The sequence below is a fragment of the Pseudomonas sp. WS 5071 genome, assembly GCF_012985765.1.
In the GTDB taxonomy this organism is placed as follows: Bacteria; Pseudomonadota; Gammaproteobacteria; order Pseudomonadales; family Pseudomonadaceae; genus Aquipseudomonas; species Aquipseudomonas lundensis_A.
This window is the reverse complement of sequence record NZ_JAAQWY010000012.1, coordinates 11,965-38,793: the sequence shown is the minus strand read 5'-3', so window position 1 is coordinate 38,793 and position 26,829 is coordinate 11,965. Positions and strand designations below refer to the sequence as shown.

At 60.8% G+C, this 26,829-nt stretch carries 21 protein-coding genes; 11 read left to right on the top strand and 10 right to left on the bottom strand.

Going from position 1 to position 26,829, the window contains the following annotated elements; genetic code table 11:
* Positions 1 to 2 precede the first annotated feature (2 nt).
* The 9 genes from HBN61_RS09635 to HBN61_RS09595 all read left to right on the top strand — a co-directional run bounded on the left by HBN61_RS09635 (position 3) and on the right by HBN61_RS09595 (position 10,473).
* A complete protein-coding gene (locus HBN61_RS09635; protein WP_170046621.1) occupies positions 3 to 980 on the top strand; it encodes a bifunctional MaoC family dehydratase N-terminal/OB-fold nucleic acid binding domain-containing protein in 978 nt (325 codons plus the stop codon).
* A gap of 10 nt (positions 981 to 990) precedes the next feature.
* The gene (locus HBN61_RS09630) at positions 991 to 2,124 is read left to right on the top strand and encodes an acyl-CoA dehydrogenase family protein (protein WP_169962837.1); all 1,134 of its coding nucleotides are present in this window, start codon (positions 991 to 993) and stop codon (positions 2,122 to 2,124) included.
* Positions 2,096 to 2,515, top strand: coding sequence for a MaoC family dehydratase (locus HBN61_RS09625; protein WP_094994398.1), 420 nt, complete (start codon positions 2,096 to 2,098; stop codon positions 2,513 to 2,515). The genes HBN61_RS09630 and HBN61_RS09625 overlap by 29 nt, the downstream gene beginning before the upstream one ends.
* A gap of 18 nt (positions 2,516 to 2,533) precedes the next feature.
* Positions 2,534 to 3,712 (top strand): lipid-transfer protein, encoded by a 1,179-nt coding sequence (locus HBN61_RS09620; RefSeq protein ID WP_094994397.1) that lies wholly within the window; start codon positions 2,534 to 2,536, stop codon positions 3,710 to 3,712.
* Between the two features lie 9 nt (positions 3,713 to 3,721).
* A complete protein-coding gene (locus HBN61_RS09615) occupies positions 3,722 to 4,891 on the top strand; it encodes an acyl-CoA dehydrogenase family protein (RefSeq protein ID WP_170046620.1) in 1,170 nt (389 codons plus the stop codon).
* Positions 4,892 to 4,921: 30 nt separating this feature from the next.
* Positions 4,922 to 6,112: an acyl-CoA dehydrogenase family protein gene (locus HBN61_RS09610; protein WP_169962840.1), complete on the top strand. Its 1,191-nt coding sequence runs from the start codon at positions 4,922 to 4,924 to the stop codon at positions 6,110 to 6,112.
* 10 nt (positions 6,113 to 6,122) lie between these two features.
* Positions 6,123 to 7,277, top strand: a complete 1,155-nt coding sequence (locus tag HBN61_RS09605) for an acyl-CoA dehydrogenase family protein (RefSeq protein WP_170046619.1) — start codon at positions 6,123 to 6,125, stop codon at positions 7,275 to 7,277.
* Positions 7,278 to 7,313: 36 nt separating this feature from the next.
* Entirely contained in the window at positions 7,314 to 9,002 is a 1,689-nt protein-coding gene (locus HBN61_RS09600) for a class I adenylate-forming enzyme family protein (RefSeq protein WP_170046618.1), read from the top strand.
* Positions 9,003 to 9,090: 88 nt separating this feature from the next.
* The gene (locus HBN61_RS09595) at positions 9,091 to 10,473 is read left to right on the top strand and encodes an outer membrane lipoprotein-sorting protein (RefSeq protein WP_524539068.1); all 1,383 of its coding nucleotides are present in this window, start codon (positions 9,091 to 9,093) and stop codon (positions 10,471 to 10,473) included.
* A gap of 80 nt (positions 10,474 to 10,553) precedes the next feature.
* On the opposite strand, the gene bcsC is transcribed toward HBN61_RS09595, so the two are convergent.
* From bcsC to bcsE, 9 genes are read right to left on the bottom strand one after another with little or no spacing between them, the layout of a single operon-like run.
* The gene (gene bcsC, locus HBN61_RS09590) at positions 10,554 to 14,084 is read right to left on the bottom strand and encodes a cellulose synthase complex outer membrane protein BcsC (protein ID WP_170046617.1); all 3,531 of its coding nucleotides are present in this window, start codon (positions 14,082 to 14,084) and stop codon (positions 10,554 to 10,556) included.
* Positions 14,072 to 15,181 (bottom strand): cellulose synthase complex periplasmic endoglucanase BcsZ, encoded by a 1,110-nt coding sequence (gene bcsZ, locus HBN61_RS09585; RefSeq protein WP_169962843.1) that lies wholly within the window; start codon positions 15,179 to 15,181, stop codon positions 14,072 to 14,074. Before bcsZ ends, bcsC begins: the two co-directional genes overlap by 13 nt.
* A gap of 3 nt (positions 15,182 to 15,184) precedes the next feature.
* Positions 15,185 to 17,512, bottom strand: coding sequence for a cellulose biosynthesis cyclic di-GMP-binding regulatory protein BcsB (gene bcsB / locus HBN61_RS09580; RefSeq protein WP_170046616.1), 2,328 nt, complete (start codon positions 17,510 to 17,512; stop codon positions 15,185 to 15,187).
* A complete protein-coding gene (gene bcsA / locus HBN61_RS09575; protein WP_170046615.1) occupies positions 17,509 to 20,112 on the bottom strand; it encodes a UDP-forming cellulose synthase catalytic subunit in 2,604 nt (867 codons plus the stop codon). The genes bcsB and bcsA overlap by 4 nt, the downstream gene beginning before the upstream one ends.
* Complete coding sequence (bcsQ, locus tag HBN61_RS09570; protein ID WP_094994388.1) at positions 20,109 to 20,831, bottom strand: cellulose biosynthesis protein BcsQ; 723 nt, start codon at positions 20,829 to 20,831, stop codon at positions 20,109 to 20,111. Before bcsQ ends, bcsA begins: the two co-directional genes overlap by 4 nt.
* The gene (bcsR, locus tag HBN61_RS09565; protein WP_094994387.1) at positions 20,828 to 21,079 is read right to left on the bottom strand and encodes a cellulose biosynthesis protein BcsR; all 252 of its coding nucleotides are present in this window, start codon (positions 21,077 to 21,079) and stop codon (positions 20,828 to 20,830) included. The genes bcsQ and bcsR overlap by 4 nt, the downstream gene beginning before the upstream one ends.
* Entirely contained in the window at positions 21,049 to 22,575 is a 1,527-nt protein-coding gene (gene bcsG, locus HBN61_RS09560) for a cellulose biosynthesis protein BcsG (protein ID WP_170046614.1), read from the bottom strand. Before bcsG ends, bcsR begins: the two co-directional genes overlap by 31 nt.
* Complete coding sequence (gene bcsF, locus HBN61_RS09555; RefSeq protein ID WP_170046613.1) at positions 22,562 to 22,762, bottom strand: cellulose biosynthesis protein BcsF; 201 nt, start codon at positions 22,760 to 22,762, stop codon at positions 22,562 to 22,564. The genes bcsG and bcsF overlap by 14 nt, the downstream gene beginning before the upstream one ends.
* The gene (bcsE, locus tag HBN61_RS09550) at positions 22,759 to 24,243 is read right to left on the bottom strand and encodes a cellulose biosynthesis protein BcsE (protein WP_170046612.1); all 1,485 of its coding nucleotides are present in this window, start codon (positions 24,241 to 24,243) and stop codon (positions 22,759 to 22,761) included. The genes bcsF and bcsE overlap by 4 nt, the downstream gene beginning before the upstream one ends.
* Before the next feature lie 195 nt (positions 24,244 to 24,438).
* Between bcsE and HBN61_RS09545 the strand changes: the two genes are divergently transcribed.
* Complete coding sequence (locus tag HBN61_RS09545) at positions 24,439 to 24,699, top strand: DUF465 domain-containing protein (protein WP_170046611.1); 261 nt, start codon at positions 24,439 to 24,441, stop codon at positions 24,697 to 24,699.
* A 17-nt stretch (positions 24,700 to 24,716) separates the two neighbouring features.
* On the top strand, positions 24,717 to 25,013 hold the full coding sequence (locus HBN61_RS09540) for a putative quinol monooxygenase (protein ID WP_094993575.1): 297 nt from the start codon (positions 24,717 to 24,719) through the stop codon (positions 25,011 to 25,013).
* 41 nt (positions 25,014 to 25,054) lie between these two features.
* On the opposite strand, the gene HBN61_RS09535 is transcribed toward HBN61_RS09540, so the two are convergent.
* On the bottom strand, positions 25,055 to 26,827 hold the full coding sequence (locus tag HBN61_RS09535) for an acyl-CoA dehydrogenase C-terminal domain-containing protein (protein WP_170046610.1): 1,773 nt from the start codon (positions 26,825 to 26,827) through the stop codon (positions 25,055 to 25,057).
* Between the last annotated feature and the right edge of the window lie 2 nt (positions 26,828 to 26,829).

Here is a 26,829-nt window from a genome sequence, read left to right as displayed (position 1 = left end):
ACTTGGCTGATTCTCAATTGCTAACCGACGTGCGCGCCCTGGTGGGGCGTGAATATGGTCGCGTGTACGCCTGGGACGATGTCAACGCCCCGATGATTCGCCAATGGTGCGAAATCATGGGTGTCGATAACCCGCTGTACACCGATCCCGCCTTTGCTGCCAACAGTGAGCAGGACGGACTGGTGGCGCCGCCTTCGATGTTGCAGGTGTGGTGCATGGAAGGCTTTCACGCCAACCATTACCCGCCTGGCTCAACCACCGAAAACCCTTACGAAGTGCTCAAACTGATCGAGTCCTACGGTTACCCGTCAGTGGTGGCGGTGAACTCGGAGTTGACCTTCAACCGCAACCTGCGTCCCGGCGAAAAGCTCTACTACACCACGCGCCTGGATTCAGTGGGCGACGAGAAAACCACGGGTTTAGGCAACGGGTTTTTCGTCACGTTGGTGATGCAGTATTTCGTCGAGCATAAAAGCGGCGACGAAGCTGTCGGGGAACTGTTGTTCCGCGTCTTCAAGTTCCGCCCGGCGCACCCGCCAGCCGCGCCCCAGGCCCCGGCCGATGTGAGCGCTGCGCCCGTGGTCAAACGCCCGAAACCGGGAATGAGCGACGACACGCGGTTTTTCTGGGAGGGCTGCGAAGCAGGCAAGCTGTTGATCCAGCGCTGTACCCAGTGCCAGACCCTGCGGCATCCGCCAGCGCCGGTGTGCATCGAATGCCATTCCTTTGACTGGGACAGCGTCGAAGCCAGTGGCCGTGGGCATCTGTACTCCTTCGTGATCATGCATTACCCCGAAGTCGCGCCGTTCGATCACCCCAACCCCATTGGTCTGATTGAGCTGCAGGAGGGCGTTCGGCTGGTAGCAGGGCTGACCGGGGTCACGCGTGATGCCTTGCGTATCGGGCAACCGGTGCAATTGGAGTTCCAGACCTTTGACGGTGAGTTGACCTTGCCGCTGTTCCGGCCTGTGGCCGAGTAAGGGGGGGCGTATGGATTTCGAATTCACAGAGGATCAACACGCGATCGCTGAAATGGCCGGCAGCGTGTTTGCCGACTATTGCACCGACGACCGCCTGCGCCAGTTTGATACGGGCGATCAGGCCTTCATGGAACCGCTGTGGGAGCTGTGCATAGAGACTGGTTTGCAAGCCTTGGCCATTCCTGAAGCTCAGGGCGGCAGCGGGTTGGGCATGACCGACCTGATGCAGGTGCTGCAAGCCCAGGGCAATGCCTTGGGGCAAGTGCCCTTGTGGCGCCATCAATTGGCGGCGGCCACCCTCGCCGGTTTCGGTGATGACACCTTACAAGCCTGGGCCACGGAGGCGGCGGCAGGGCGTGCGCTGCTGACGCTGGACCTTGGTGGTTTGCACAGTGCCCTTGGGGTGCAGGTGCATGCACATCCTCACGCGCAGGGCTGGCAGTTGAAAGGCCGCGTGTCGGCACTGGCCTTGGCCGAGCAGTCCCAGGCCGCGCTACTGCTGGTGATGGCGGAAGGACAACCGCGACTGGCCTGGGTCGAGCTGGCGGCCAAGGGCATCACGCATGTGCCCGGGCGCATGACCCACGGCGAGGCCATCGCGGACCTGCGCATTGACGGGCTGATTATCGGGGCCGGGCAGCTGTTGCCCACCGCGGCCTTGCAATGGCTAGAACCCCGGGCCACGGCGGCGCTGGCGGCGTTGCAATTGGGTGTCAGTGCCGAGCAGTTGCGGCGCACGGTGGCGTACGTCTCCGAGCGCCGTCAGTTCGACCGCGCCATCGGCAGTTTTCAGGCGGTGCAAATGAGCATGGCCGACGCCCACATCGCACTCGAAGCCCTGCGCAGTTGCCTCTGGCAATTGTGTTACCGCCTCGACGCCGGCCTGCCGGCGCCATCCGAAGCACTGGCCACGGCCTGGCAAGCGTGCGAAGCCGGGCATGTGATCGGGCACAACGCGCAGCACGTACATGGCGGCATTGGCGTCGACCTGACCTACCCGATGCACCGTTTTCTCTACTGGAGCCGGGCACTTGGCAATGCGCTGGGCGGTTCGGCCGCCAGCCTTGAACACCTCGGCAATTGGCTGAGCCACCACGACAAGCTGGGATGGAAATATGACCTCGAAGAACACCAAGCGCTTTGACGACGTGCGCCCCGGCGAGACCCTGCCGGAACTGGCCATTCCTATTACCGTTGGCCTGATTACGGGGGGGGCGATTGCCACGCGCGATTACTTCCCAGGTCATCACGACATGCAGGCGGCGCAGGCACTGGGCTCGCCGCACATCTTCATGAACATCCTGACCACCAACGGGCTGGTGCAGCGTTATGTCGAAGAGTGGGCAGGCCCGCTAGCGCGCTTTGCTTCCTTGAAGATCAAGTTGGGGGCGCCGAATTACCCTGGCGACTGCATGACCTTCAACGGCGTTGTCAGCCATCAAGACGCAGCCACGCGCACGGTGGAAATCACCCTCAGCGGCAAAAATTCCATGGGCAACCACGTGACCGGCACGGTCGCGCTGGTTTTACCCTGACAGCGGGAGACAGTTCACATGTCGCAATCGTCACTCTCCGGGCGCGCCGCCATTGTCGGTCTGGGCGCCACCGAATTCTCGAAAAATTCCGGGCGCACCGAACTGCGTCTGGCGATGGAAGCCACCCTGGCGGCCCTTAAAGACGCAGGTATCAACCCTGCTGACGTGGAGGGGTTCAGCTCCTACTCGGTGGACAAGGTGCCCGAGTATGAAATCGCCCGCCTGCTGGGCTGTAAAGACGTCAAGTTCTTCTCCCAGGTGCCCCACGGCGGTGGCGCGGCCTGCGCGCCCATCATGCACGCCGCCATGGCGGTGGCCACAGGTGTGGCCAAAGTCGTGGTGGTGTACCGCGCCATGAACGAGCGCTCGTGGTACCGGTTTGGCAGCGGCAGCTATGGCTTTGCCTCCACGCCGATCTTTGAAAACGTCAATTACGGCTGGTACATGCCCCACGGTCTGCACACGCCGGCATCGTGGGTGGGCATGTTTGCCCAACGTTATATGCACACCTACGGCGCCACCTCGGAAGATTTCGGCCGCGTGGCCGTGGCCGTGCGCGATTTTGCCGCCACCAACCCGGCCGCCTTCTTTTACGGCAAGCCGATCACGCTACAAGAGCATCAAGCGTCGCGCTGGATCTGCGAACCGTTGCACTTGCTCGATTGCTGCCAGGAATCCGATGGCGCCGTGGCCATGGTCATTACCTCGGCCGAGTACGCCAAGGACCTGCGCCAGAAGCCGGTGATGATCAAAGCGGGGTCCCAGGGCATCACCTCGGGGCAGCAGATCATGACCTCGTTTTACCGCGATGACATTACCGGGCTGCCGGAGATGGGCGTGGTCGCCAAAGAGCTGTATCGCCAGTCAGGGCTGGGGCCGGACGCGCTGCAAACCGCCATTATCTACGACCACTTCACGCCGTTTGTACTGCCGCAACTGGAAGAGTTCGGTTTGTGCGAGCGGGGCGAAGCCAAGGAATTCATCCGGGCCGGGCACCATGCCCGAGGTGGCAAGCTGCCGATCAACACCCACGGCGGCCAGTTGGGCGAAGCCTATATCCACGGCATGAACGGTGTAGCCGAGGCAGTGCGTCAAGTGCGCGGCACCTCGGTCAACCAGGTCGATGATGTGCACAACGTGCTGGTTACCGCCGGCACCGGCGTGCCTACCAGCGGTTTGATTCTCGGCGCAGCCTAAGGAGCTTTTATGTTCGTTGACCTTACGCCCGAACAACATGCCCTGCGCCATACCGTGCGCGATTACTTTCAACACTTGATGACACCGGCTTTGCGCGCACAGTTGCGCGGCAAGGAAGGCGGCGAGCTGTACCGCGACACCATCCGCCAGATGGGGCGCGATGGCTGGCTGGCGGTGGGATGGCCCAAGGAACATGGCGGTCAGGGGTACGGGCCGACCGAGCAGTTCATCTTCTTTGAAGAAGCCAACATTGCGGGTGCGCCCCTGCCGTTTGTGACTATCAGCACTGTCGGTCCCGCCTTGATGGCATACGGCACCGAGGCGCAGAAAGCCCAGTTTTTGCCGGGTATTGCAGCCGGGGAAATCATCTTTGCCATCGGCTATTCGGAACCGGAGGCAGGCAGTGACCTGGCGATGCTGAAAACCTCGGCGCGCCTGGAAGGCGATCACTTTGTGGTCAATGGCAACAAACTCTGGACCTCTGGCGCGGAATCGGCGGATTACATCTGGCTGGCCGCGCGAACCGACCCGGAGCGCCCTCGGCATAAAGGCGTGTCGATCCTGATTCTCGACACCCGGGTCGAGGGCTTTTCAACCACCGTCATCCCGACCACCAGCAACCCGACGGCCGCCACGTACTACGACAACGTCAAGGTGCCGCAGGGCATGCTGGTCGGTGAGTTACACGGCGGCTGGAAGCTCATCACCGCGCAGCTCAATCACGAGCGGCTCGGGTTGGGTGCGTGGTCGGACAAGGTGGTGGGGCTGTTCCGGCGTGTCTGGGCGTGGGCGCGTCAGCCTGACGAAAATGGTGTGCGCGCCATGGATACCGCGTGGGTACGTGCCGGGCTGGCCGAGTGCTATGCGCGTCTGGAAGCCATGCGCCTGATCAATCTGCGCATTGCCGCCGATCTGGAGCGTGATCGCATGGACGTGGCGCTGGCGTCCACCACCAAGGTGTACGGCTCGGAATCCGGGATCGAGATTTTGCGCCTGCTGAGCAACATCGTCGGTGCCAGCGGTTTGGTGCGCAGCGGGTCAGACGCCGCTGTGCTGCACGGTGACCTGGAGTACGAAGTGCGGGCCTCGGTGACCTTGACGTTTGGCGGTGGCACCAATGAAATCCAGCGCGAGCTGATCGCCCAATTCGGCCTGGGCATGCCACGCACCCAGCGTTAACCCGTTTCCCATGATCAACAGGTGAGTCACATGAGTGCGATTGATCAGTTCAGAGAACAAACCCGCAGTTGGCTTGAAGCCAATTGCCCGCCCTCGCAACGCAAGGCGATTCCTGAAGGGGAACTGGTGTGGGGTGGCCGTGACGTGGCGTTTGCGAGTGAAGACGCCCGCGTCTGGTTTGAACGCATGCGCGATAAAGGCTGGTTTTGCCCCGATTGGCCCGTCGAATACGGTGGCGGGGGCTTGAGCCCTGAATACAACGCGGTGCTGGAAAGCGAACTGCGGCGCCTGAAATGCCGTCCGCCACAGATCAACCTCGGCATCTGGATGCTCGGCCCGGTGTTGCTGGAGTTTGGCACCGAAGAACAGAAAAAAACGTTGTTGACCCCCATGACCCGCGGTGAAGTGCGCTGGTGTCAGGGGTTTTCGGAACCGAATGCGGGCTCCGACCTGGCCAGTCTCAAGACATCGGCCAAGGACGCGGGCGACCATTTTGTGGTGGATGGCAGCAAAATCTGGACCTCGTACGGCGACAAATCTGACTGGATGTACGCGTTGGTGCGTACCGATCCCGCGGCGAGCAAACACACGGGCATCAGCCTGATTGTGCTGGACATGAAAAGCCCCGGTGTCAGCGTCGCGCCAATTGATTTGATCAGCGGCAAATCCGCCTTCTGCCAAGTGTTTTTCGATGGCGTGAAGGTGCCCAAAAGCCAACTGATCGGCCCGCTCAATGGTGGCTGGAATCTGGCCAAACGCCTGTTACAGCACGAACGCAAGGCCATGTCCAAGTTCGGCGAGTTCAGTTTGCCGACGCATTTTCATTTGCTGTCGCTGGTGCAGGACTACCTGCCGAACCCGCAGGGACAGTCTGAACACGCGCTGGTGGCGCGGGCTGTCGCGTGCGCCATGGATGAGCAGGCTTACAACCTGACTGTCCAGCGCATGGGCGAAGAGGCTCGGGCCGGGCAAGACGTCAGCGGGCTGATGTCGATCATGAAACTGGTGCACACCGAACAGGAGCGCAACAAGTTTGAAGTGCTGCTGGAGGTCATGGGGTATCACGCGCTGGGTTGGGACAAGGACGCTTTCACCCCGCAGGAACAGGCCATCACCCGCGGCTGGTTGAACAGTTTCGCCCTGACGATCTCGGGCGGCGCTTCGGAAATCCAGCTCAATGTCATCGCCAAGCGGGTCCTCGGCCTGCCTGACGTGAAGTAAGGAACCCACCATGACTCTGCTTTATAGCGAAGAACAACGGCTACTGGCCGACAGCGCCCGCGAGTTTCTGGCAGCCCGCAGCCCGGTCGCACGGCAACGTGCACTGCGCGATGAGCACCGTGCACCCGGTTTTGACACGCAGGTGTGGCAGGACGCCGTGGCGCTGGGCTGGAGTGCGATTCCGTTCCCGGAAAGCCTCGGCGGGCTGGACTTTGGCTGCATGGGGTTGGGGCCGATTTTTGAATCCATCGGCCAAAACCTCAGCGCCACGCCGTTGCTGTCCAGCGTGGTACTCAGCGGCTCGCTGATGCACGTGCTGGGCAATGCGCAGCAGCAAGACGTGTGGTTGTCTTCGGTGATCAGCGGCGAGCGCCGTCTGGCCCTGGCCCTGGAGGAGCGTCCGCGTCACAGCCCGCAGTGCGTGAATTTGACCGCGCAAGCGGATGGCGACGGTTACGTCCTTGATGGCCACAAGTACTTTGTGGTCGACGGGGTCGGTGCCGATGCGTATCTGGTGGCGGCGCGTACCGCACACACATCGATTCCGGAGCAGGGCATCAGCCTGTTTCTGGTGCCTGCCAATGCACCGGGCCTGACGGTCAGCGCGTTGCCCCTGATTGACTCGCGCAACCATGCGCAAGTGCGCCTGGAACAGGTGCGACTTGGCGCCGATGCGCTGCTGGGCGATCCGGGCGCAGCGTGGCCTGCGCTGAACACGGCGCTGGACCGGGGCCGGGTGTGCCTGGCGGCTGAACTGTTGGGCATGGCCGAAAAACTGTTTGAAATGACCCTCGATTACCTCAAGACCCGGGTCCAGTTTGATGTCGCGATCGGTTCGTTTCAGTCGCTGCAACACCGGGCGGCGCAGTTATATGTCGAACTGTCACTGGCACGCAGTGCCGTGATGGCCGGGCTTGCCGCGCTGGACGACCCGGCGTTGGCTGAGGGCGAGCGTCAGCGGCTGGCCAGCCTGGCCAAGTGGAAGGCCGGTTCAATGGCCGTGCGCGTGGCCAATGAAGCCGTGCAAATGCACGGCGGTATCGGCGTGACCGACGAGCTGGATGTCGGGCTGTTTCTTAAACGCATCCGCGTTGCCCAAGCGTGTCTGGGGGATGCCGATTTCCACTGCGAGCGCTACGCCTCGCTGGCGTTCGCGCCCGCCTGAGTCGGTATAGGCGCTTAACGTCTGGAGAATAACAAGATGAAGCTTGAGCAATGGCAGGGCGCCTGGCAGCAACTGATTGGCCCGGGCTCGCCCTATGAAGTTCAGACCACAGCGGGCAGCGGCCTGAAGTACTTCCGCCACACCGCCGCCAACGTGTGGGCAGCCATCGACAGCGGTCGGGTACACGGGGACCGCGAATTTTTGGTGTGGGAACAGCAGCGGCTGACGTTCAGCCAATTTTTCGATCAGGTGGACCGTCTCGCCGGGCAACTGGTGCGGCGCTTTGGCGTGCGCCAGGGGGATCGTGTCGCCATTGCGATGCGCAATCAACCGGCGTGGCTGGTGGCGTTTGCCGCCGTCCAGCGCTGCGGTGCCGTGTGTGTGCCGCTCAATAGCTGGGGCCTGCGCGATGAGTTGTTTCATGGTTTGCAAGACAGCAATGCTCAGGTGCTGGTGTGCGATGCACCACGCTTGCAGCTGTTAGCCCGCGACCTGCGTGAGCAGGGGCTGGCGACCGTGGTGGTGGGCACGCCTGACGGCACGCCACTGGAAGAACATTGCCAGCGCCTTGACGACCTGCTCGCGGAGCCGCCCGTGCGTGTTCCGGCAGCGACTGTCAGTGCCGATGACCCGGCGCTGATTCTGTACACGTCGGGCACCACCAGTCTGGCCAAGGGCGTACTGTCGACGCACCGTGCGGTATGTCAGGCGCTGGTGGCGCTGGAGTTTCAGGGCGCATTTTGCGCGGTGAGTTCGCCCGAGCGCATCAGTGTGGTGATCAACAGTGGCTATGCGCCGACGACGCTGATGGCGGTGCCGTTGTTTCATGTCAGCGGTTTGCACGCGCAGTTTCTGCTGGCCTTGCGCAGCGGTCGACGCCTGCTGCTGATGTACAAGTGGGACGTTGAAACGGCCCTGGACCTGATTCGCGACGAGCAATGCACCCAGTTCAACGGCGCGCCGGTGATGATGCAGCAGCTGTTGACGTCACCGCGTTTCGGCACCGCTGACACCCGGAGCCTGTTCGGCCTCGGGCTGGGCGGTGCCGCTCCCTCCAGCAGCCTGCTGGCACATTTGACCCAGCGTAAACCTGAAGCCGTCGGCGGCAGTGGTTATGGCTTGACGGAAAGCAATGGCATCGGCGCTGCGATTGGCGGCGATCAGTTCGTTTATAAACCGGCTGCCGCCGGCTGGCCGCTGCCCATCGTGGATGTGCGCATCGGCGACAGCCCCGATAATCCGGTGCCTGCGGGTGTCAGCGGTGTGATCTGGCTGCGCTCGCCAACCTTGATGAGCGGCTACTGGAACCTGCCCGATGCCAGCGCGCAGACCTTGCAAAATGGCTGGCTGGACACCGGAGACATCGGAATGCTCGATGACGAAGGTTTCCTCTATATCACCGATCGCGCCAAAGACTTGATCAATCGCGGCGGCGAAAAAATCTCCGCCGCGGAAGTGGAGTCCTGCGCCTGTGAAATGCCTGGCGTAATCGAAGCGGCGGCTTTGGCCATGCCCGATGAGGCATTGGGCGAAGTGGTATTGCTGGTGGTCAGCGGCGAGGCGGGCCGGGCCCCGGACAGTGACGCACTCAAGGCCTTCATGGCGGCGCGGCTGGCCAGTTACAAAGTTCCGGCACGGATTCACGTGCAGCACACCCCGTTCGAACGCAACGCCTCGGGCAAAACCCTCAAGGGCGTGCTCAAGACGCTGCTACTCAGCGCCTGATTAGTCTTTGTGGACGATGTATACGGCTGCAGATGGCGAAGAATGGCACCACACCCCCAGCAAGCTTTATTCGCGTAGGAGGCAATACATGAAAATAACAAGAACAGGCGTCATGCTCGCAGCCACCCTGACCGTCAATGGACTGGCGATCAGTGCCGCAATGGCCCAGGTGTCCCCCGAAGAGGCGGCCAAATTGGGCAAGGAGCTGACCTGTGTCGGCGCCGAAAAGGCCGGTAACGCGGCGGGCACCATTCCGCCTTACACCGGTAAGTACCTGGGGGAGGTGCCGGGCTGGAAACACGTCAAATTCTCCGGAGACCACCCGGTCGACCCTTACGCTGACGAAAAGCCGATTTTGGTCATTACCGCGCAGAACATGGCGCAATACGCCGATCAACTGTCCGAGGGCCAGAAAGCGCTGCTCAAGCGCTACCCGGATACCTACAAGATGAACATCTACCCCGGCCACCGCGATTACCGTTACCCGGACTACGTGTGCCGCCGGGCCATGAGCAATGCGTTGAATGCCAAGCTGGTGGATGACGGCATGGGCATCGAAGGGCTGGGGCAAATTCCGTTCCCGATCCCGAAGAACGGCATGGAGCTGTTGTGGAACCACCAATTGCCGGCACGCGCCTGGACGGAAGATAAAACCAGCGACCTGGCGTCGGTATTGCCCAATGGCAGTATTGGTTGGGGCCGTGCCTACGGCAAAGGGCTGTCGCCTGCCAACTCACCGACCGTGGAGCCGCGCACCGAGGACAAGCTCCAGTCCTACACCAACAACACCACCCTCAAGCCCGCACGGGATAACGGGGTCATCAACATTGCCCACGAACCCTACAACTTCAAGACCGACCCGCGTCAGGCCTGGACCTACAGCCCTTCGACCCGCCGTGTGCGCCAGTTGCCGGGTTATGGTTATGACCAGCCGATGATTGGCACCAACGGCACCATGACCGTGGACGAAGACCGGTTGTACAACGGCTCGCCGGAGCGTTTTACCTGGAAGTTGATCGGCAAGCGTGAAATGTACATCCCGGGCAATGCCTACAAGGCAAATGCGGGCACGGCGAAATATGCTGACCTGTTGACTGTCAATCACCCGAACCCGGACTACATGCGCTATGAGTTGCGCCGTGTGTGGGTGCTCGAAGCCGACTTGAAGGAAGGCTACCGTCACGTCTATGGCAAGCGCGTGCTGTTCATTGACGAGGACACCTGGCATTCGGTGATGGCCGATAACTACGATTCCCGCGGGCAGTTGTGGAAGCACGCCATGATCAACTACTTCTACCACCCGGACATGAGCGCCTGGCAGGCAGGTTCGCAATTCTTCATGGACTTGAACTCGGGCCAGTACACCGGTTACGGGATGACGAACGAGTCCAAGAAAGGGGCGATTCTGAACGAAGGCAAATTCACCGCCGATCAGTACACCGCTGACGCAGCACGGGCCATGGGACGTTAATTAACCGTTGTAAAACGACACGCCGCCTGCCCCGGTGATGCCCTTGTAACAGGGCATCGCGGGGCAGGCGGCGCGTTTTTTTATCTGAAGTCTGCGTACGGAATCAGCGGCTCCACCGGTAATGGCAGGTTGCCTTGCCACGGATCGAAGGTATAGCGCAGGTACATCAACGCGCGGCTGGGCGCGTAATCGTCGCTGTGCTGGTAGAGCACACCTGCACCCAACACCAGGTTGTCGCTCAGCCTGCGTTCCACCAGCCCCTGCACTTTGTAGCCTATTCCATTGCTGGCACTGGACGCCGTCTTGCCCAACGGCTCGGCCAGTTCATAACCCGCCTGGTCCAGCGCCCCCAACAGTTTTGAGTTCAAGCCGTTGAGCGGGTAGAGGTCGTTGCCATCAGACTTGGAGTGGGACCAACTGACCGAGCTTTCCAGTGACACCGACCAGTTGGCGGTGCGAAAGGCGTAGTTGAGCGGCACACCGATCGAGTAGTACTGCTGCGGGCTGTAATACCCGCCCTGGCCCAAGGTGTATTCGCTCAAATCCTGATCGTAGCTCCAGTACATGAGGGTCAGGCCGGTGCGCATGCGCTCATCGGCACTGTCACGCAAACGGTAGTAGTAACCGGCCATGGCGGTGTTTTTATGGTTGTCGGCCACGTTTTTACCGCGCAGCCAGTGTTGCCCGAGGCTGGCCCAAACCCCGTCCACGCCGCCTTCGTCGTGGCTAAGCCCAAGTGTCACGCCGTTGGATGTCACGCCACCCCAGGTCACGCCAGTGTTGCGATCCGTCGCGCCGCTGTAGGACAGAATCGAGTTGCTCAGGGGCCGACGCGAGCCGGTCAGCGTCCAGCCCACCGATCCGATTTTGTTGCTGTACGACACGCCGCCCAGCCAGTTGGGCACCTTGAACGTGTCCGGGGTGCGGCCGACGTCGATTTCCCAGGTTTCATTCTTCCACCCGGTAGCCAGGGTCGTGCCGCGTGCCGATTGCGAGTGATTGTCACAGCCCGAGAACACCGGTTCTGAAGTTCCTTTTGCAACCACACCGACGGAGCACGTGCCGTAGTTTTCGCGCACCAAGCCGTCATCGTCGGTCTTGAACTTGCCCGCATCCATGTCCAGTTGCTCGGCCCGCAGCCAGCCTGTGCCGTCCACCACCGGCAGGTCGAGTTGCAGGATAGTGGTTTGGGTGTCGGTATCGGATGTGCCTTTCGAGGCGTTGTCCGAGCGCCAGCCGTAGTCGGTATACAGGTGCACCGTCGGGTTCTGGCGCTGGTACAGCTCATCGACGTCACTGCGCAGGCTGCCTGGCAGCCATTCGTCATTGTCCTTGGCCCGGCTGGCCAGGGTCATGGCGCGGTTATCGCGCGGGTTCGCTTGCTCAGGGGTGATCAACCCGGCACCTGCCATGCCCTTGGCGTAATAGTCCAGGGCCTGTTGCGGCGCCTTGGCCGCGATCAGGCGAGCCGCGTCGCGGTATACCACGGGCTCTGCCTGCGGGCTTTTGAGCAGTTCGGTGAACAGGGCGCTGGCTTTTTCCGGTTCCCCGACTTCTGACCAGGCATTGGCCAGCCGCCGTTGTTCAGAGGCACTCAGTTCGGTGCCTGCGGCCGGTGTAAATTGGGTCAATTGCTGGCGCGCCGCAGGCAATTGGCCGGCACTGATCAGCGTTTCAATCTGCCCCAACCGGGCGCTCGTGTTGCCCGGCTCTTGTTGCAGCACCTGGTTGTAGAGTGCGCCGGCCTGGAGGGTGTCGCCGCGCTCGCTCGCCCAACGGGCCACGGTCAGCACGTCGTCGGTGCTGGGCTTTTGCATCAGCAGTGCAATGGCTTCAGGTTCCTGACCGGCTTCACGCAGGCGTTCTGCACGGGCCACCAGCAGGTTGCGTTGCAGACGGGCGCCCAATTCGCGCATCGCATCCGTCCAGCGGGCGCCGGGCAGCTGTTCCAGCACACTCAGCGCGCTGGCATCGCGGTCGGTACTCGACAGGTAGAGCGCATAGGCATACAACGCTTCGGGATTTTGCCCCTGACGGCGCATCAATTGTTTGAAACTGTCGTCTGCGGCGCCGGGCTGGTTGATCTCCCGTTGCGCATTGACCAGCCGGTAGGTGAGCCAGGGCTCGTCCGGGGTCAGCGTGCGAATTTTGCTTAACAACGCCACCACCTGTGGCCAGTCTTTGCGGGCGCTAGCGGCATCGGCCTGCTGATTCAGTTCGTCCAGTTCAAAACCGCGACGCAGCCCGGCAAACTCTTGCTGGTTGGAGGCGGGCAAGCTGTTGAGGAATGCCTTGGCCTTATCCGCAGATTGCGCGCTGTACAACCTCACAAGGGCCCGAATGGCGCTGCCATTGCCGGGCTCCAGCTTGCGCGCCTGCAACAACAGGGCTTCGGCCTGGATGTCATTGAGCTCGCCACGTGCGGCCGCCGCCAACCCGATCAACGCGTCGGCATCGCGGGGTTTGGCCTTGCGCGCCTGTTCGAACGCGCGGCGTGCGGCAGCGTAGTCCTTGCGATCCAGTGCCTTGTCGCCCTGACTGAGCAGCATCAGGTAGTGGCTGGCATCCATCAGGTCTTGCCACTGACTCATGTAAGAGGTGTCTTGCTCCTTGTTGCGCGCCAGGATGAAGGTGGCATTGGCTTCTTCATAGCGGCTCTGGCGCAGCAACGCCAGGCCCAGCGCGCCATACAGGCTCGGATCGTCGGGGTAGCGTTTGATCGCCCGGCGCAACAGTCCTTCTGCCACCGCAGGCGAGCGCTGCTGCTCGATCATCTGCTTGCCTTGCGCACCGGCGACCCATGCCGGATCTGCCAGCAGGCGTTGCTGATTGAGCAGGATCTGATTGGCTTCAACCACAGCCTGTGACGCTGGATAGCGCTTCACAAACGCCTGCCAGGCCTGCACGGTCTTGTTCTCTACCGGCAAGCTCTTCAGGTATTCGTATTCACGATCGGCTGCCGCGTTGCTGGCTTGCGGGTCGCTGGAGAGTTGATCGAGCACCGCCAGTGCTTCGGCCGGGCGCTTTTCTCTGAACAGCAAATCGGCCAGTGTCTGTCGCAACCCTGCGTTACCGGGGTATTGGCTGTCGAGGGTGCGCAGTTGCTCAATCACTTTGGGACGCTGGCCGGGGATATTGCTGCGGATGCGCAGGTATTCGAGCGCTGTGGCGAAATCCGGTGGCGCATCGCCGAACAGGCGTTCAAAAACCGCACTGGACTCTTCAGGGCGTCCGGCGGCGGCCAGCAGACGCGCTTCTTGCAGTGCTTTCTGGTTCTGCGGGTCTTGCAGCTTCATCAGGCTTTGCGCCTGGCGCAGGGCTGCTGAGTCGGGTGCGACCTGTTGCAGGTGAGCCAGACGCTCACGGGCCAGGTCCGGTTTTTTCTCCAGCAGCGCCTGACGAATCGACGCCACCAATGCCTGCGGGTTATCCGGGGCAATCAGTTCCAGCCGCGCCAGGGAGTCACGCACCAGGTCTTCGCGGTACATGGCTTCGCCGATGCGCACTTGTTCCAGCAGCCATTGCTGCTGGTCCTGAACACTGGAGGGTTGCGCCATCACGGCGGTGGACAGGCCACTGAGCACAAAGGCCCATGTTTTTATTGTTCGCATGTGTCAATCCAGGCCGGTAATAACTGTCCATTCTTGTCGAAGCGGTAACGCTGTTCATCCCAGCCCTGACCAAACAAGGCCAGCGACTGGTTGTAGTACGCATCGGTGGCCAGCGGCTCTTGCTGCACACGCTGTTTTTGTACCGCGTAGGCAGGTGAGCCTGCGCTGGCCAGCAGGGGCAGCAACGCAGCGGAGAACCCTGTTGGCCCTTTCCCTTTGTAGGCGCCGGTCACGGCGTCCACTGTTTCGGGAGGATAGCCCAGTGTTTGGGTGAGGGAGACCATGGGCGCGAAATGCTGCTGCAAGGTGTGGCGGTTGGCGGCATCCTCCGCCAGCATGCCCACCCACAGGTAGACCCGGATCGCGTCGTAGTCACCGGCGCTGCCGTTCTGCGTATCGGGCGCCCAACCACTGCCGGATTTCCACATCAGCCAGTCCGGGGCAAACCCCTTCGGTGAGCCTTCCAGCAACATACGCTGCTGATTGTTCGCCACTTCAGCCCACACCGGCGACAACTGGGCAAAGCGCGCCATCAATTGTGGCGGCGTGTAGCTGGGGTTGAGGCGCCAGCCATCAGCCTTATCGAAGCCCACGTCACCGGGCAACATCATCAACCCCAGCTTGGGCAGTTTGCGCACACTTTGCGCTGCACTGCGCCAGAGCATGTTTTGCCCCAGCGTGCTGTACCTCGGCTCATCCCACAGGCGACCGGCTTCGAGCAGTGTGTAGGCGATCCACAGGTCCGAGTCAGTGGCGTTATTGGCGTCCAGCACTTGCCACTTGCCGTCCTTGGAACGCCCCCACAACCAGGCAGGCAGGTTGGCTTCCAGATTGCCACCTGCCAAATTGTTGCGGGTCCAGTCAAGGATGCGTTCAAAGCTGGCTTTGTCATTGGCCAACAGGGCAAAAAACAAACCGTAACTCTGGCCTTCGGAGGTGCTGATCAGTTGTTCGGTCGAGCGATCGATGATGCGCCCGTCAGGACTCATCATCGCCGCTTTGTAACTGTCCCAGGCGGGCCAGTCACAGGTGACCGCGACCGCTGAAGCGGGCAATCCGATGGACACGCTCAGGACGAGTGCCGCCAGTGTTTTCATGCCTTATTCATCCTTGTGCAGACGACGGTCCGCAGCCCAACGTAGGGCACGCCACAGCAGGAACGCTGTCAGCAAAATGCTGATGACGGCCAGGGCTGCCAGCAACACCGGGTGCTCCGACAACTGGTACCACAGCAGCAGCCACCAAGGCAGGCTGCCCACGTAGTAGGTATCACCCACCAACTGGCTGTACACGCCGCTGTTACGGATCAATGACACGGAACCGGCCACGGCGTTGAGCTTGCCCGAATCGCCCAGGGTTTCACGTATCAGGCTGTAATCGGCGTCGTCGTTGCCCAGCAGCGCGACGACACTGCGTTGGTTGTGGTGCGGCGACTGCATGCCCATGATCGCGGCAATCGGCGCCTGGGCGCTGACTTCAACCCGATTGGCAGGCTGGTTGCTGTCGATATCGGCCGGTCCGCGACGGTTGCTCTCTTTGATACCGCTGTTGTTATAAGGCTGTACCAGCATGTCGCGCTGGCGTTGCAACACCACATTCAAGTCCGGGTTGTCGCGCAGGTCTGGCGCCAGTTGCCCCAGCAGCAGCACGTCGGCGTCTTCTTTGGACGCACTGTTCCAGTCGTCGCTCAGGCGCAAGCCAAAGGCCGGGTAGCCGGAGCGTGCAGAAATGCCCGCCACCGCCTCCAGCAACGTGCTGACCAGTGTCGGGGTGGTGTGCTGGGGTACGACGACAATGGATTCGGACATGTCCGCCATGCGGCTGAACGGGAAACCACTGCGGGCAAACGCTTTGAGGTCCGGCATGTTGATGTAGTGGTGGTAGCCCGACAGGTCAATGGTGGAGTCTTCGTCAATGATTGCCTGGGTGTTGGCCGGCAAGATGGTCTGGCAACGGTCGCGTTGGGCGCTGCCGACGGTGCTGGCGAAGTTGAAGTCAAAGCGCAGGCGGTTACGGTCACCGATTTTCAGCGACGGAACGATGAGTTTGTCCGTGGCGTTGGCCGAGTCGTTGGCCAGCACAGCCAGGCGTAATTCTTCCAGGCTGCTGGTGCCTTTAGCCTGCAACGGCAGGCTGGTGATGAACTGGTCGTTGAGGCTGATGTTCAGGCGCGAATCATCGTTGGCCGACGGCGCGGTGTAACGGTATTGGGTGCGCAGCGGGATGCCCTGGTTGCGCCATACGAACAGGTCCGGTGGCAGGTTGACGTCCAGCGTGATTGGGCGCGGTTGCAGGCCACTGACTTGCAGTTGTTGCGGGTAGGTAATCAACTCGGCGAAGCGAACCGGGCGGTCCGTGCGCATCCAGGCCGGGGCATCGTACGGTTTGCGCGGCTGCAGGGTTTCGACCTTGTCGATGGTAGCCCGTTGCCCGCGCAGCAGGTGCCCGCCCAATGCCAACGCCTTGGCCGCGGTGGCGAGGTCTTCTTCATTACGGCCCATGACCAGCAGGATTTTGCTGTAAGGCGCCTCGGGGTGATCGATCAACTGCACCACCGGCGCTTGCACGGCCGGGAATTTCTCCAGATCGCTCATGAACGCGGGGCGGTGCTCATTGGTGGCGAACACGATGGAAGGCTGAGTGGCTTCCTTGCTTTGCACGCTGGGCAGCGTGTCAAAGAGGACCGGGAATTCGGCACCGCGCCAGTTGGACTGGCTGCCGAAATAAGACGCCAGGATGGCCGCCGCCTTTTGTTCGCCCAACGTCGGGTTCGCCGCGAACACAAAGGGCAGCACCAGCTTGTTGGAGTTGCGTGGGTCGAAAAACGGTAACGGGAAGAAGGCGAGGTCGTTTTTCAGGCTCAGCGCCTGTTCCTGCAAGGTGATGCTGCTGGCCCGGCTGATGTTGATCCACAGGGTGCTGTTGGCCGGGTCTTCACAGATGTCGGTGTAGTGGCCCACGAACTCAAGGCGCAGCCGGTTGAAGTCGGCGATCAGGCGCGGGTCGAGTGCCACCTGTTGAGTGGTTTGACGGCCCAACTGGTCTTTTTCAATCGGAACGACAGCCGCCAGCACATCGTTCAGATAAATGCGCAGATGGGAAATGGTCGGAATCAGCGACGGCGAAGGCGTGTATTGCAATTGCAGGCGGGCATCCGTGGCAATCCGGTCGCGGCGCAGGCTGAACTCGACCTGTTCGGCGTTGTTAATCCCCAGCAGCAAGGTATCGCTCAAACGCCCCAGTTGCTCAAACGTGCGCGTGACCGTCCAGCTTGGCAAGGCCTGTGCGGTAGGCTCGGGCGTTTGCGCCAGGGTCGCCGGGGCCGCGGCAGGTGCCGCCGGCAGGGCCAGGGTGGCGGCCACCAGCTGTGAAGTGAATGTCATCAGCGCGAGGCTGGCCAACAGGTTCTTTTTAGAGAAACGACTCATGATGTGCTCACTGGCCGGGAGTTAAGAGGGGTGGATGCTTTGGGCATGCGCGGCAAAAAGCTGCCCAGCCACTGAAGAATTCGCATGAACGGTCGTGCAATGTGTCGCACCCAGGCAGGCAGGTATTCGTAAAGGCGGTAATAGCCTTTGACGCCGAGCGCCAGAATTTCTCTGAGGCTCTGGATGGGTTTGTCGGCTTCAAATTCGCTGTTGTGGTCGAGCCAGGCATCCGCCCGGCCAAAGGTGCATTGAACGAACTCGACCCGCTGCTGTGGCGTCAGTTGCGACAGGCTCAACCCCATGAACAGCCCGCCGGAACGGGTCAGGGTGCCGGGGAACAGAAATTCCCGATTGCCACGCTGCACGATCAGCGACACTGGCGTGCCCACCGGCAGTTGCAGTGGCTCATTGAGTTGCAGCCCGGCGCCGCCATCGGAGTAGTCCACCAGTTCGCAGGGGTAGCTGTGCCCGTCGCTGAGTTTGATAGCGCCCGGCAATCGGGTTTGCACCCGGTGGGTCTGGCGGACCTGACGCACTTCCGCGGCAACAGCCACGGCAGCCCCGATAATCAACAGGTTGTAAATCACCCACAGCACACTGACAAAAATAGTGATGATTTCGTCTTTGGGCCCGGTAAAGATCCGCCATACCGCAAACCCCAGGCCCAGCATGTTGAGGGCTGACAGCACCAGGTAAGGCCGTGCGGTTCGCCAGTCGAACTGGTTTTCCTCCATGATGCCGCCCTTGGCCGTGACGTTGAACTTGCCCCGAGACGGACTGAACAGGGCGACGGTGGTCGGCCGTGCGATGTACCAGGCCAGCACTGTTTCGTAGACCTCGCCCCAGAAGGTCTGGCGGTAGGCCCCCTGCATTCTGGAGTTGGTCAGGCTGGCGTGAATCATGTGCGGCAACACGTACAGCAGGATCATCACGGCCGGGGCATAAATGATGTAGGCGTGCAGCAACAGAAACGCCAGCGGCGCGGTGAGGAACACCAGCCGAGGAAGGCCCACCAGAAAGTGCATCATGGCGTTGGCATAGCAGATTCGCTGGAACAGGCTAAGGCCCTTGCCCAGCAAAGGGTTGTCGGTGCGGAAGATCTGCACCATGCCTCGGGCCCAGCGAATACGCTGGCCGATATGCGCCGACAGGCTTTCAGTGGCCAGCCCGGCGGCTTGCGGGATGCGCAAGTACGCCGAGTTCCAGCCCTTGCGGTGCAGACGCAACGCCGTGTGGGCGTCTTCGGTGACGGTTTCGACGGCAAAACCGCCGATTTCCTCCAGTGCCGAGCGCCTCAGAATGGCGCAAGAGCCGCAGAAAAACGCCGCGTTCCACATGTCGTTGCCATCCTGAACCAGCCCGTAAAAGAGCTCTCCTTCGTTGGGACGGTTACGGAAGGTGCCGAGGTTGCGCTCAAACGGATCAGGCGAGAGGAAGTGGTGCGGGGTTTGCACCAGTGCCAGTTTGGGGTCGGCCATAAACCAGCCGACCGTCAATTGCATAAAGGAGCGCGCGGGCATGTGGTCGCAGTCAAAAATCGCCACCAGCTCGCCGTCGGTAAGCGTCAGCGCGTGGTTGAGGTTACCGGCTTTGGCATGGCGATTATCGGCACGGGCGATGTAGTTGATGCCCACTTCTTCAGCAAAGGCTTTGAAGCTTGGACGATTGCCGTCGTCGAGCAAGTGAATGCGCAGTTTGTCTTTGGGCCAGTCGATACCCATGGCCGCATAAACCGTGCCCCGGGTGATCGCCAGTTCTTCGTTGTACGTCGGGATCATCAGATCGATCACCGGCCATTCACGCGTGTCTGCAGGCAGGGGCGCAGGCTTGCGGTTGAGTGGCCAGGAGGTTTGCACATAACCCAGAATCAAAATCAGCCACGAATAAGTTTCGGCGGCCAGCAAGATCAGACCGCAGGTCAAGTCCAACCCGTCGTTCCAGTTCAGTGTGGAGGTGTAGCGCCACCACAGGTAGCGGCAGGAAACGATGATCGACAGCACGATCAGCAGCAGTGTCGGGAAACGCCCCGGCATCCTGCGCACCAGCATGGCGATGGCCCATAACAGGATCACGAACACCAATTGGGCCAGGTAATCGAACGGTTCGGTGACGCAGATCAGAATCAGCACCGAGGCCACGATCCCGATCGCGATGTACAGCACCTTGCGCGTTTTCCAGCGCATGGCGCTCCATTTGCGCGAGCCTTCATCCAACTGCGGGCTGATGGTCGAGGGCAGGCGCGCAAATGCATCGGACAGCGCATTCCAAGGGCGCTGCACGACTTTGAGGAGGTCGAAAAGGCGCGCTCGGAAGCGACGTCGCGCCCGTTGGCGGCGCTGATGGTTTTCGTCAATCGGGCGTACAAACAGCAACCACACGGTTTGAATCGCATACCGCAGCGGGTCGCCAATGGACGGGCGCTTGTTGGCCAGATGCGGGTACAAGCGTTTGTGTTGTGCCTGCAGTGCCTGCCAGTTGGGCGATTCCAGGCGCAAGAAGATCCAGCCCAGCGCTTGCAACAGCGCAAGGATAAAAGCGGTCACGCGCGTGCAGTTCTGATCGCGGCGCAGGCGGGTGTAAGGAAACCACTGATCGATCATTCCAGCCTCCGGCCACGCACCAGGCACCAACTGGCGAAGCTGATGATGTCTTGCGTGATCAAGCTGGCGGGCGCATAGCGGCCTACTGGCTGACGACAGGCCAGCGCCTCACCCATGGCTTCATCGCTGTGCAGGTTGATGGGGATCAATGAAGCGGTGTAGCGGTTTTGCCAAATCAGGGTCAGGTCGCGTTGCAATTGACTGCCGGGATCAAAACGGTTGACCAGCAGCCAGTTGCTGTCCTTGGGACGGGTTTGCAACAGCACATGGCAAGCGGCATCGGCGTTAATCACGCTGAAGGCGAAGTCGCACGGTGGATTGCTCGCATGGCCCGGCAAACGTTGCGGCAAGTCGAACAGCACCCAGTCAAATGCGTCACCCAACGCGGCCTGACGCTGGCGCCACAATTGAGGGTGTTGCAACAGCCACGCATCCAGCTGAACGTGTTCTGTTTCTGTGACGTGCCCGTAAGGCAGCACGTACAACCGGTCGCTGACACGCCAGGCTGATTCGTTCCAGGGCTGCTGATCCAGCGTGGCCCGCGCCCAACCGCCGTGAGGTGCAAGGTCCAGATTGAAGTGCAGGCCCAAGGTGTTCTCCGGGCACATGTCCACCACCAGCACTCTCTGCTCCATGGCATACAGCGCATACGCCAGGGCTGCCAGGCTGGCGCTGGTGCCCACGCCGCCACGAATACCGCGAAAGCTGGCGGCGATCATGGCTTTTTCTCCAAGCGTGTTTGCAGACCGAGCGATTCAGCGCCGGGCGTCGCCTTGTACTGTGCTTCCAGATGGGCCAGCAAGGGCCAGCGCTCCAACGACTGCATAAGCTCCATTTGTGCAGAGACGTCGACATAGCGCAGATCAGGCAAGTCCATCATCGACTTGAGCCGGGCGATGTCATCGGCACGCTCGTTGCGCGTGAGGATATCGGCACTTATTTGAAACGCTGTGGGTAGGGCAGCCATCCGCCGTTCTCCTTGATACGCACATAGGGCTTGCCGTTGTAATCCAGTACAACCGTCCCCGAGTTTTCAGACACTTTTGCTGTTTGCGGCAGATCGGCCAGCACCTTGGACCAGTCGATGCGCTGGCCTTCGCTCAGGGCCGGGTCGGCGTACAAGCGCGCAATGATCTCGGCAATTGCCAGGTAACTGCTGGGCTGGGTGACGTGCACGGGAGACGTCTGGTTATCGTCGCCCATGTTGATCAGCTTGATGCCCACCGGCACATGGGTGATCGAGTCGCTGGGAATTTCGCGCATGCCGGAAATCTGCATGCGGTCGCCGTGCAGGGCGGCACCGTGCTCGGGCACGATCATGACCACTACGCGGCGTCCGCTTTTTTTCAACTCATTGATAAAAGCGTCCAGATCATCGAGGAGCACTTGCGCCCGGCTGCTGTAATCAGCGCGTTGAGTGCCGCCATCAGCCGTGACCATACGGTTACCGTCGTGCAAGGTGGTGGTGTTGTAAAACAGCGCGGCGTGGGGGGTGTTCTGCTCCAGACGGTGTTTCCACCACTTGCTCAGTACATCGCGGTCGCGCCAGATCGGTGAGCCATCAAAGCTCACGTAAGCACGCGGCACACCGGGCGAGGTGCCCAGCGCAGGGGCGGGTAAATGACCCTGATCGCGGACTTCCTGCAAGAAACCGTCAAATTCCCCGGTGTGGTTAAGCATCAGCTCGTTGCTGAAGCCCAGCTTGCGCAGGTCTTCGAAGAGCAGGCACTGTTCGGGCGTGGCTTTATACAGCTGGGCATGGGAGACCTGACCGCAACTGGCGCGCAGCAAACGGATCGCCGCCGGGCCGCTGTAAGCGGTGGCCGAGTTGAAATTGTCAAAAATCACGTCCATCTGATTGAGCAGCGGGTTGTCACGCATACCCACTTCATCCAGGTCGTCCCAAGCCAGCGAGCAAATGTTCAGCACCAGCAGGTCAAACGGCGGTGGCTCGACGGCGGGCGTCTTGAAATCGACTTTGCGCAGGGTTTGGGGCAACAAGGCTTGTACGTTGCCCACACTCATCCAGCACAAACCGAGCAAGGTGAAGGTGGTCAAGCGCAGCCATTGGTTGAGGAAGGCATAGCCGATGATCAACAGCAACAGCAGGGCACAGACTTGCCAGTCGATGAAACGCCCGAGCAGCTCGACGATGTAATCCACCGAGAAGTCGAGCACGCCGGGTTGCGCCAGCAAGCGGCTGAAGGGTGGAAACCAGGTGTCCTGATACAGCAGCGCCACCGCCACCGGGATTGCAATGAGCGTGCGCACCCGGCGCAGGAGCGGATGGGCGAGGGGAATCAGCAACACCAGGGCAAATATCAGGTTAGGCATCACCTGAAGATTCAGGTGGCCCGTCCAGGCCAACAAAAACTTGGCCAGGAAATACAGGTTCCAAAGCCCCAGCCCTTTCCACTTTCCGGAGATTCTGGCGGGGGCGGGGGATGACTTAAACAGACTCATCGGGCGTTCTCGAAGACGAACTGGCAGGTGCACGGCGTCGTACGCCGCGAGATTTCAGGTAGCGGGGACGCTGGTACTGCTCAAAATAGATTTTCAGACGCAGGCGAAAACGGCGTGACAGCAGTGTCAGGACTACCGTGACGACACTGGTCAGCACAATGACTTCGAGCAACTCAAGAAAGGTCATGACGCAGGCTCACTCAGGGGCAACGCGACGCTTTGCGCAATTAACGGAGGGTGGATTTGAGCAACCTGCGGCGCCATCACGGCATGTTCAGTGGGGATCGACAGCCCTTCAGGTGTAACGGTGGCGTTCAAGAAGGCTTCTTCGGGCAAGTCGGTCATCCCCGAGAGCACGTGCCGCTGATTGAACAAGTCGCGCCAGGGCAGTCGGCAAATGTTGCCCAGCGCCGGGTCCAGACCATCAGCGCGGCAGGCGAACAGGAACAGGTAAAGCTCGCCATTGAGCAGGCAAGCCATGTCACCGAAGCGGCGCAGACACATTTGATTCAAAAACAGCTCGGGCGCCAAACCGGACACCGGCTGGAATTTGAGCAGTTGATGGGTGACTTCGCCGGAACTGTCGGTGTAGATCTGCTCCACGGTTTCGTAAAACTCCCGGGGGCTGACCAGTCCCCGGACCTGCGGCGGCCGCTGGCGCTCGAGCAGGGTTTCAAAGTCACTGTTCTGGCTGTATTGCCAGCGTTGGCCCTGAACACTCTCGATCATGCTCAAAAAGCGCGACAGCACAGTGCCTTCCGGGACAATCAAATTGGCGCCGCAGGCCAGCAGCAGGCGCTCGTCGCGATAGCGCACGGCCGGTTCCATCTCGCGAACCACGATTTTCAGTTCCGGGCCGCACTTTTCCCGCAAATCGTGCAGTTGCTGCGCCAGCTCCAGCAGTTGGTGGCTGTTATCGATGGCCACAATCACGGTTGCAGCACGGGCGGACAGGGCTTGCTCAAGCAATGTCTGGCGGTTCTCGAACAAGTACCAGTGTTTCGATAACGACGGCGAGCCCTCAAGCACAGCGCGTTCTGCGAGGTAGACGTGCTGATCGTCCGCCACCCGGGGCTGGGTATCGACGGTTGTCTGTGGAATCAGGGTGAAACATTGGTCAGCCACCGACAGTTTGAATTCTTGGCCGGCGCTGACCCCCAGCTGGTTGTGCCAAAAATGCAGTTGATAGCGGATTTCGCCATTGTGCCGATACAGGCGACAGAGCCCCGATAACGTTTCGTTGAACTGCAACAGTTCGCTGTGCAACGGTTGGGCGTCGCCATGGGCGATGACCAATAAGGTGGCCTGACGCTCGACCAGCCAGGCACGCAGGCGTTTGAGCCATTGGCCCAGACGATGCGCTGCGACCTTGTTGCCCCAACTGCTGGCGGGCGCCACCAGTACAATCTGGCAGGCAGGGCTGATGCCTGCGCGATTCAACTCACGGGTCAAGGTGGCCAGGGCCTGAGCGATGTCGTTTGGCGCAATCTCAAACAGCTTGAGCTTGGTCGGGCCGCGGTCGGGCGCCAGATCGCTGATGATGCTTTGCGGGGTGTTGGCGCTGGAAATCAACGATGAAGGGCTCTGGACTGGCAGCCCGGTTGGAATTGAGCGGGTAAAAAACCATGAGGCACAGGGTGTGAACTTGCGTCGTGCGCAGGAGCCCAATAGAGGCTTTCCCGCGTCAGGCGGTGTGCTGGGCCGGTTTGTCCTGGTTCAAGCGCAATGCCCCTAAGCAGAATGTCATCACGCGGCTTTCTGTGTGAGGCACAGCGTGCTATTGCTTAGAGGACATGAGAGCTGACGGGCAGGCTGATACAGTGAGCCTGCTTTCCTACTGCAACTTACATGAGGTACTGAGCTATGCCGGTTAAACATGATTTGTATCAAGACCTGGGACATACCAAAGAACAAGTGCAAAAGTTGCAGGCGCAAGACCCTCATCTTGCAGCGTTGATCAAAAAGTATGAGGAAGCCGATGTGCATGTGCTTGAGGCCGAAAAGAATGAGGCCATTGGCACTTCCGACGACACATTGATCCTGCTCAAAGATAAACGGCTTAAAGTGAAAGATAAAATCGTCGATGAACTAAAGCGGTTGAACCCCGCTCAGCACGCCCAATGAATTGACAGGAATCTGACATGTCCAATGCCATCAAAGTGGTTGCCATTCTGCTGGCCAAGCCAGGCAAGGGTGAAGCCCTGAAAAATGCGCTGCTGGCCTGCGTACCGGATTCACGCAACGAGCCAGGCTGCCTGTTCTATCACCTGCATGTCGACCGGGCAGATCCGCAACGGTTTGTGTTTATGGAGGGCTGGACGGATCAGGCCGCGATTGATTTTCACCAAAAAACTGATCATTACCAGAAAATGGCCGCCGCCGCGGCCGATTTGGTCGAGCACCGAGAGGTGCTTTACTTGGATGAAGTGAGCCTCTGAACCACTGACGGCGGCCTTGAACAGGCCGCCGTTTTTTTGGGTCAGAAACTGGCAGCGTCTAGCTCAAACAGAGGTTCGCTTCCCGCGCGTATCGATTGCTCCAGGCTTAAGATGCGCGGCAGCAAGCGGGTGAAGTAAAACCGTGCGGTTGCCTTTTTGGCACGGTAGAACGGTGGATCAGCGTCCATGGACGTTTGGGCCACGTCGGCCATGCGCGCCCACAGCCAGGCGTAGGCCACATAACCGAACAGGTGCAGATACTCCACCGACGCCGCCCCGATTTCGTTGGGGTTACTCGCGGCCCGAGTCAGAAGCCAATCGGTCACGTCTTCAAGGCGCTGCACCGCGTCGGTCAGTTCGGGGCCATAAGGCTTGCCGGGCTGGCTGGCGAACTGTCGAATCTGGCCAGTGAACAACCGCAAGGCTGCACCGCCGTTGGCGACCACTTTGCGCCCGAGCAAATCCAGCGCCTGAATGCCGTTGGTGCCTTCATAAATTTGTGCAATTCGCACATCACGCACTAACTGTTCCTGTCCCCATTCACGGATATAGCCGTGACCGCCGAACACTTGCTGGCCGAGTACGCAGCTGTCGAGCCCGGTGTCCGTGAAAAACGCTTTGGCGACGGGGGTGAGTAACGCCACCAATGTGCTGGCTTGCTCCTGTTCCTGTGGGTCATCCGAAAACTTGGACAGGTCCAGTTGCTGACCTACATAGCTGGCAAAAGCCCGGCCGCCCTCGGTCATGGCCTTCATGCTCAGCAGCATGCGCCGTACGTCCGGGTGGACGATAATCGGGTCGGCCACTTTGTCAGGCGCCGTTTTGCCAGTGGGAGCGCGACTTTGCAGGCGCTCACGGGCGTAAGTGCGGGCATTCTGATAAGACGTTTCGGCACAGCCGATGCCTTGAATGCCTATCGACAGGCGCTCGTAATTCATCATGGTGAACATCGCGGCCAGGCCTTTGTTGGCCTCACCGATCAACCAGCCCGTTGCGCCATCGAAGTTCATCACGCAGGTGGAAGAGGCTTTGATGCCCATCTTGTGTTCGATCGAGCCGCAAGTGACGGCGTTAGCATCCCCGAGGCTGCCATCGTCATTGACCCGTATTTTGGGCACCAGGAATAACGAGATTCCCTTGGGGCCCGGGGGCGCGTCCGGCAGCTTGGCCAGCACCAGGTGCACGATGTTTTCGGTCAGGTCCTGATCGCCGCCGGTGATGAAGATCTTGCTGCCGCTGATGAGGAAGCTGCCGTCGGGTTGTGGCTCGGCGCGGGTACGGATGATGCCTAAGTCAGTACCGGCATGGGCCTCGGTCAGGCACATGGAGCCCGCCCAGCGGCCTTCGTACATCGGCGGCAGGTAGATGTTTTTCAGGGATTGAGTGGCATGGGCGTCAATGGCCAGGCACGCGCCGGCGCTGAGCGCCGAGTACAGCGCAAAGCTGGAGTTGGCGGCGTAGAGCATTTCTTCAAATTGTACGGCGAGCATTTTTGGCATGCCCAGGCCGCCATATTCCGGGTTGCCGGACAACCCCACCCAGCCACCTTCTATGTACATGCTGTAGGCGGCTTTGAATCCGCTCGGTGTGGTGACGTTGCCAGCGTGCCATTGGGCGCCTTCTTCATCGCCGCTGCGATTGAGCGGCGCGATCAATTGGCCGGTGACTTTGGCGGCTTCTTCAAGAATCGCGTCCGCCGTGTCGGCATCGACGTGGTCAGCCAGCGCAGGCAAACGTGCCCATAGGGCAGGGGCGTCAAACACTTCGTGCAGTACAAAGCGCATGTCGCGCAGTGGAGCATTGAATTCAGGCATCA

Bases quoted from the DNA above. Each gene is read 5' to 3' on its own strand.
- HBN61_RS09630 (WP_169962837.1), top strand. From the start codon at position 991: ATGGATTTCGAATTCACAGAGGATCAACACGCGATCGCTGAAATGGCC.
- HBN61_RS09625 (WP_094994398.1), top strand. From the start codon at position 2,096: ATGACCTCGAAGAACACCAAGCGCTTTGACGACGTGCGCCCCGGCGAG.
- HBN61_RS09620 (WP_094994397.1), top strand. From the start codon at position 2,534: ATGTCGCAATCGTCACTCTCCGGGCGCGCCGCCATTGTCGGTCTGGGC.
- HBN61_RS09615 (WP_170046620.1), top strand. From the start codon at position 3,722: ATGTTCGTTGACCTTACGCCCGAACAACATGCCCTGCGCCATACCGTG.
- HBN61_RS09610 (WP_169962840.1), top strand. From the start codon at position 4,922: ATGAGTGCGATTGATCAGTTCAGAGAACAAACCCGCAGTTGGCTTGAA.
- HBN61_RS09605 (WP_170046619.1), top strand. From the start codon at position 6,123: ATGACTCTGCTTTATAGCGAAGAACAACGGCTACTGGCCGACAGCGCC.
- HBN61_RS09600 (WP_170046618.1), top strand. From the start codon at position 7,314: ATGAAGCTTGAGCAATGGCAGGGCGCCTGGCAGCAACTGATTGGCCCG.
- HBN61_RS09595 (WP_524539068.1), top strand. From the start codon at position 9,091: ATGAAAATAACAAGAACAGGCGTCATGCTCGCAGCCACCCTGACCGTC.
- bcsC (WP_170046617.1), bottom strand. From the start codon at position 14,084: ATGCGAACAATAAAAACATGGGCCTTTGTGCTCAGTGGCCTGTCCACC.
- bcsZ (WP_169962843.1), bottom strand. From the start codon at position 15,181: ATGAAAACACTGGCGGCACTCGTCCTGAGCGTGTCCATCGGATTGCCC.
- bcsB (WP_170046616.1), bottom strand. From the start codon at position 17,512: ATGAGTCGTTTCTCTAAAAAGAACCTGTTGGCCAGCCTCGCGCTGATG.
- bcsA (WP_170046615.1), bottom strand. From the start codon at position 20,112: ATGATCGATCAGTGGTTTCCTTACACCCGCCTGCGCCGCGATCAGAAC.
- bcsQ (WP_094994388.1), bottom strand. From the start codon at position 20,831: ATGATCGCCGCCAGCTTTCGCGGTATTCGTGGCGGCGTGGGCACCAGC.
- bcsR (WP_094994387.1), bottom strand. From the start codon at position 21,079: ATGGCTGCCCTACCCACAGCGTTTCAAATAAGTGCCGATATCCTCACG.
- bcsG (WP_170046614.1), bottom strand. From the start codon at position 22,575: ATGAGTCTGTTTAAGTCATCCCCCGCCCCCGCCAGAATCTCCGGAAAG.
- bcsF (WP_170046613.1), bottom strand. From the start codon at position 22,762: ATGACCTTTCTTGAGTTGCTCGAAGTCATTGTGCTGACCAGTGTCGTC.
- HBN61_RS09545 (WP_170046611.1), top strand. From the start codon at position 24,439: ATGCCGGTTAAACATGATTTGTATCAAGACCTGGGACATACCAAAGAA.
- HBN61_RS09540 (WP_094993575.1), top strand. From the start codon at position 24,717: ATGTCCAATGCCATCAAAGTGGTTGCCATTCTGCTGGCCAAGCCAGGC.
- HBN61_RS09535 (WP_170046610.1), bottom strand. From the start codon at position 26,827: ATGCCTGAATTCAATGCTCCACTGCGCGACATGCGCTTTGTACTGCAC.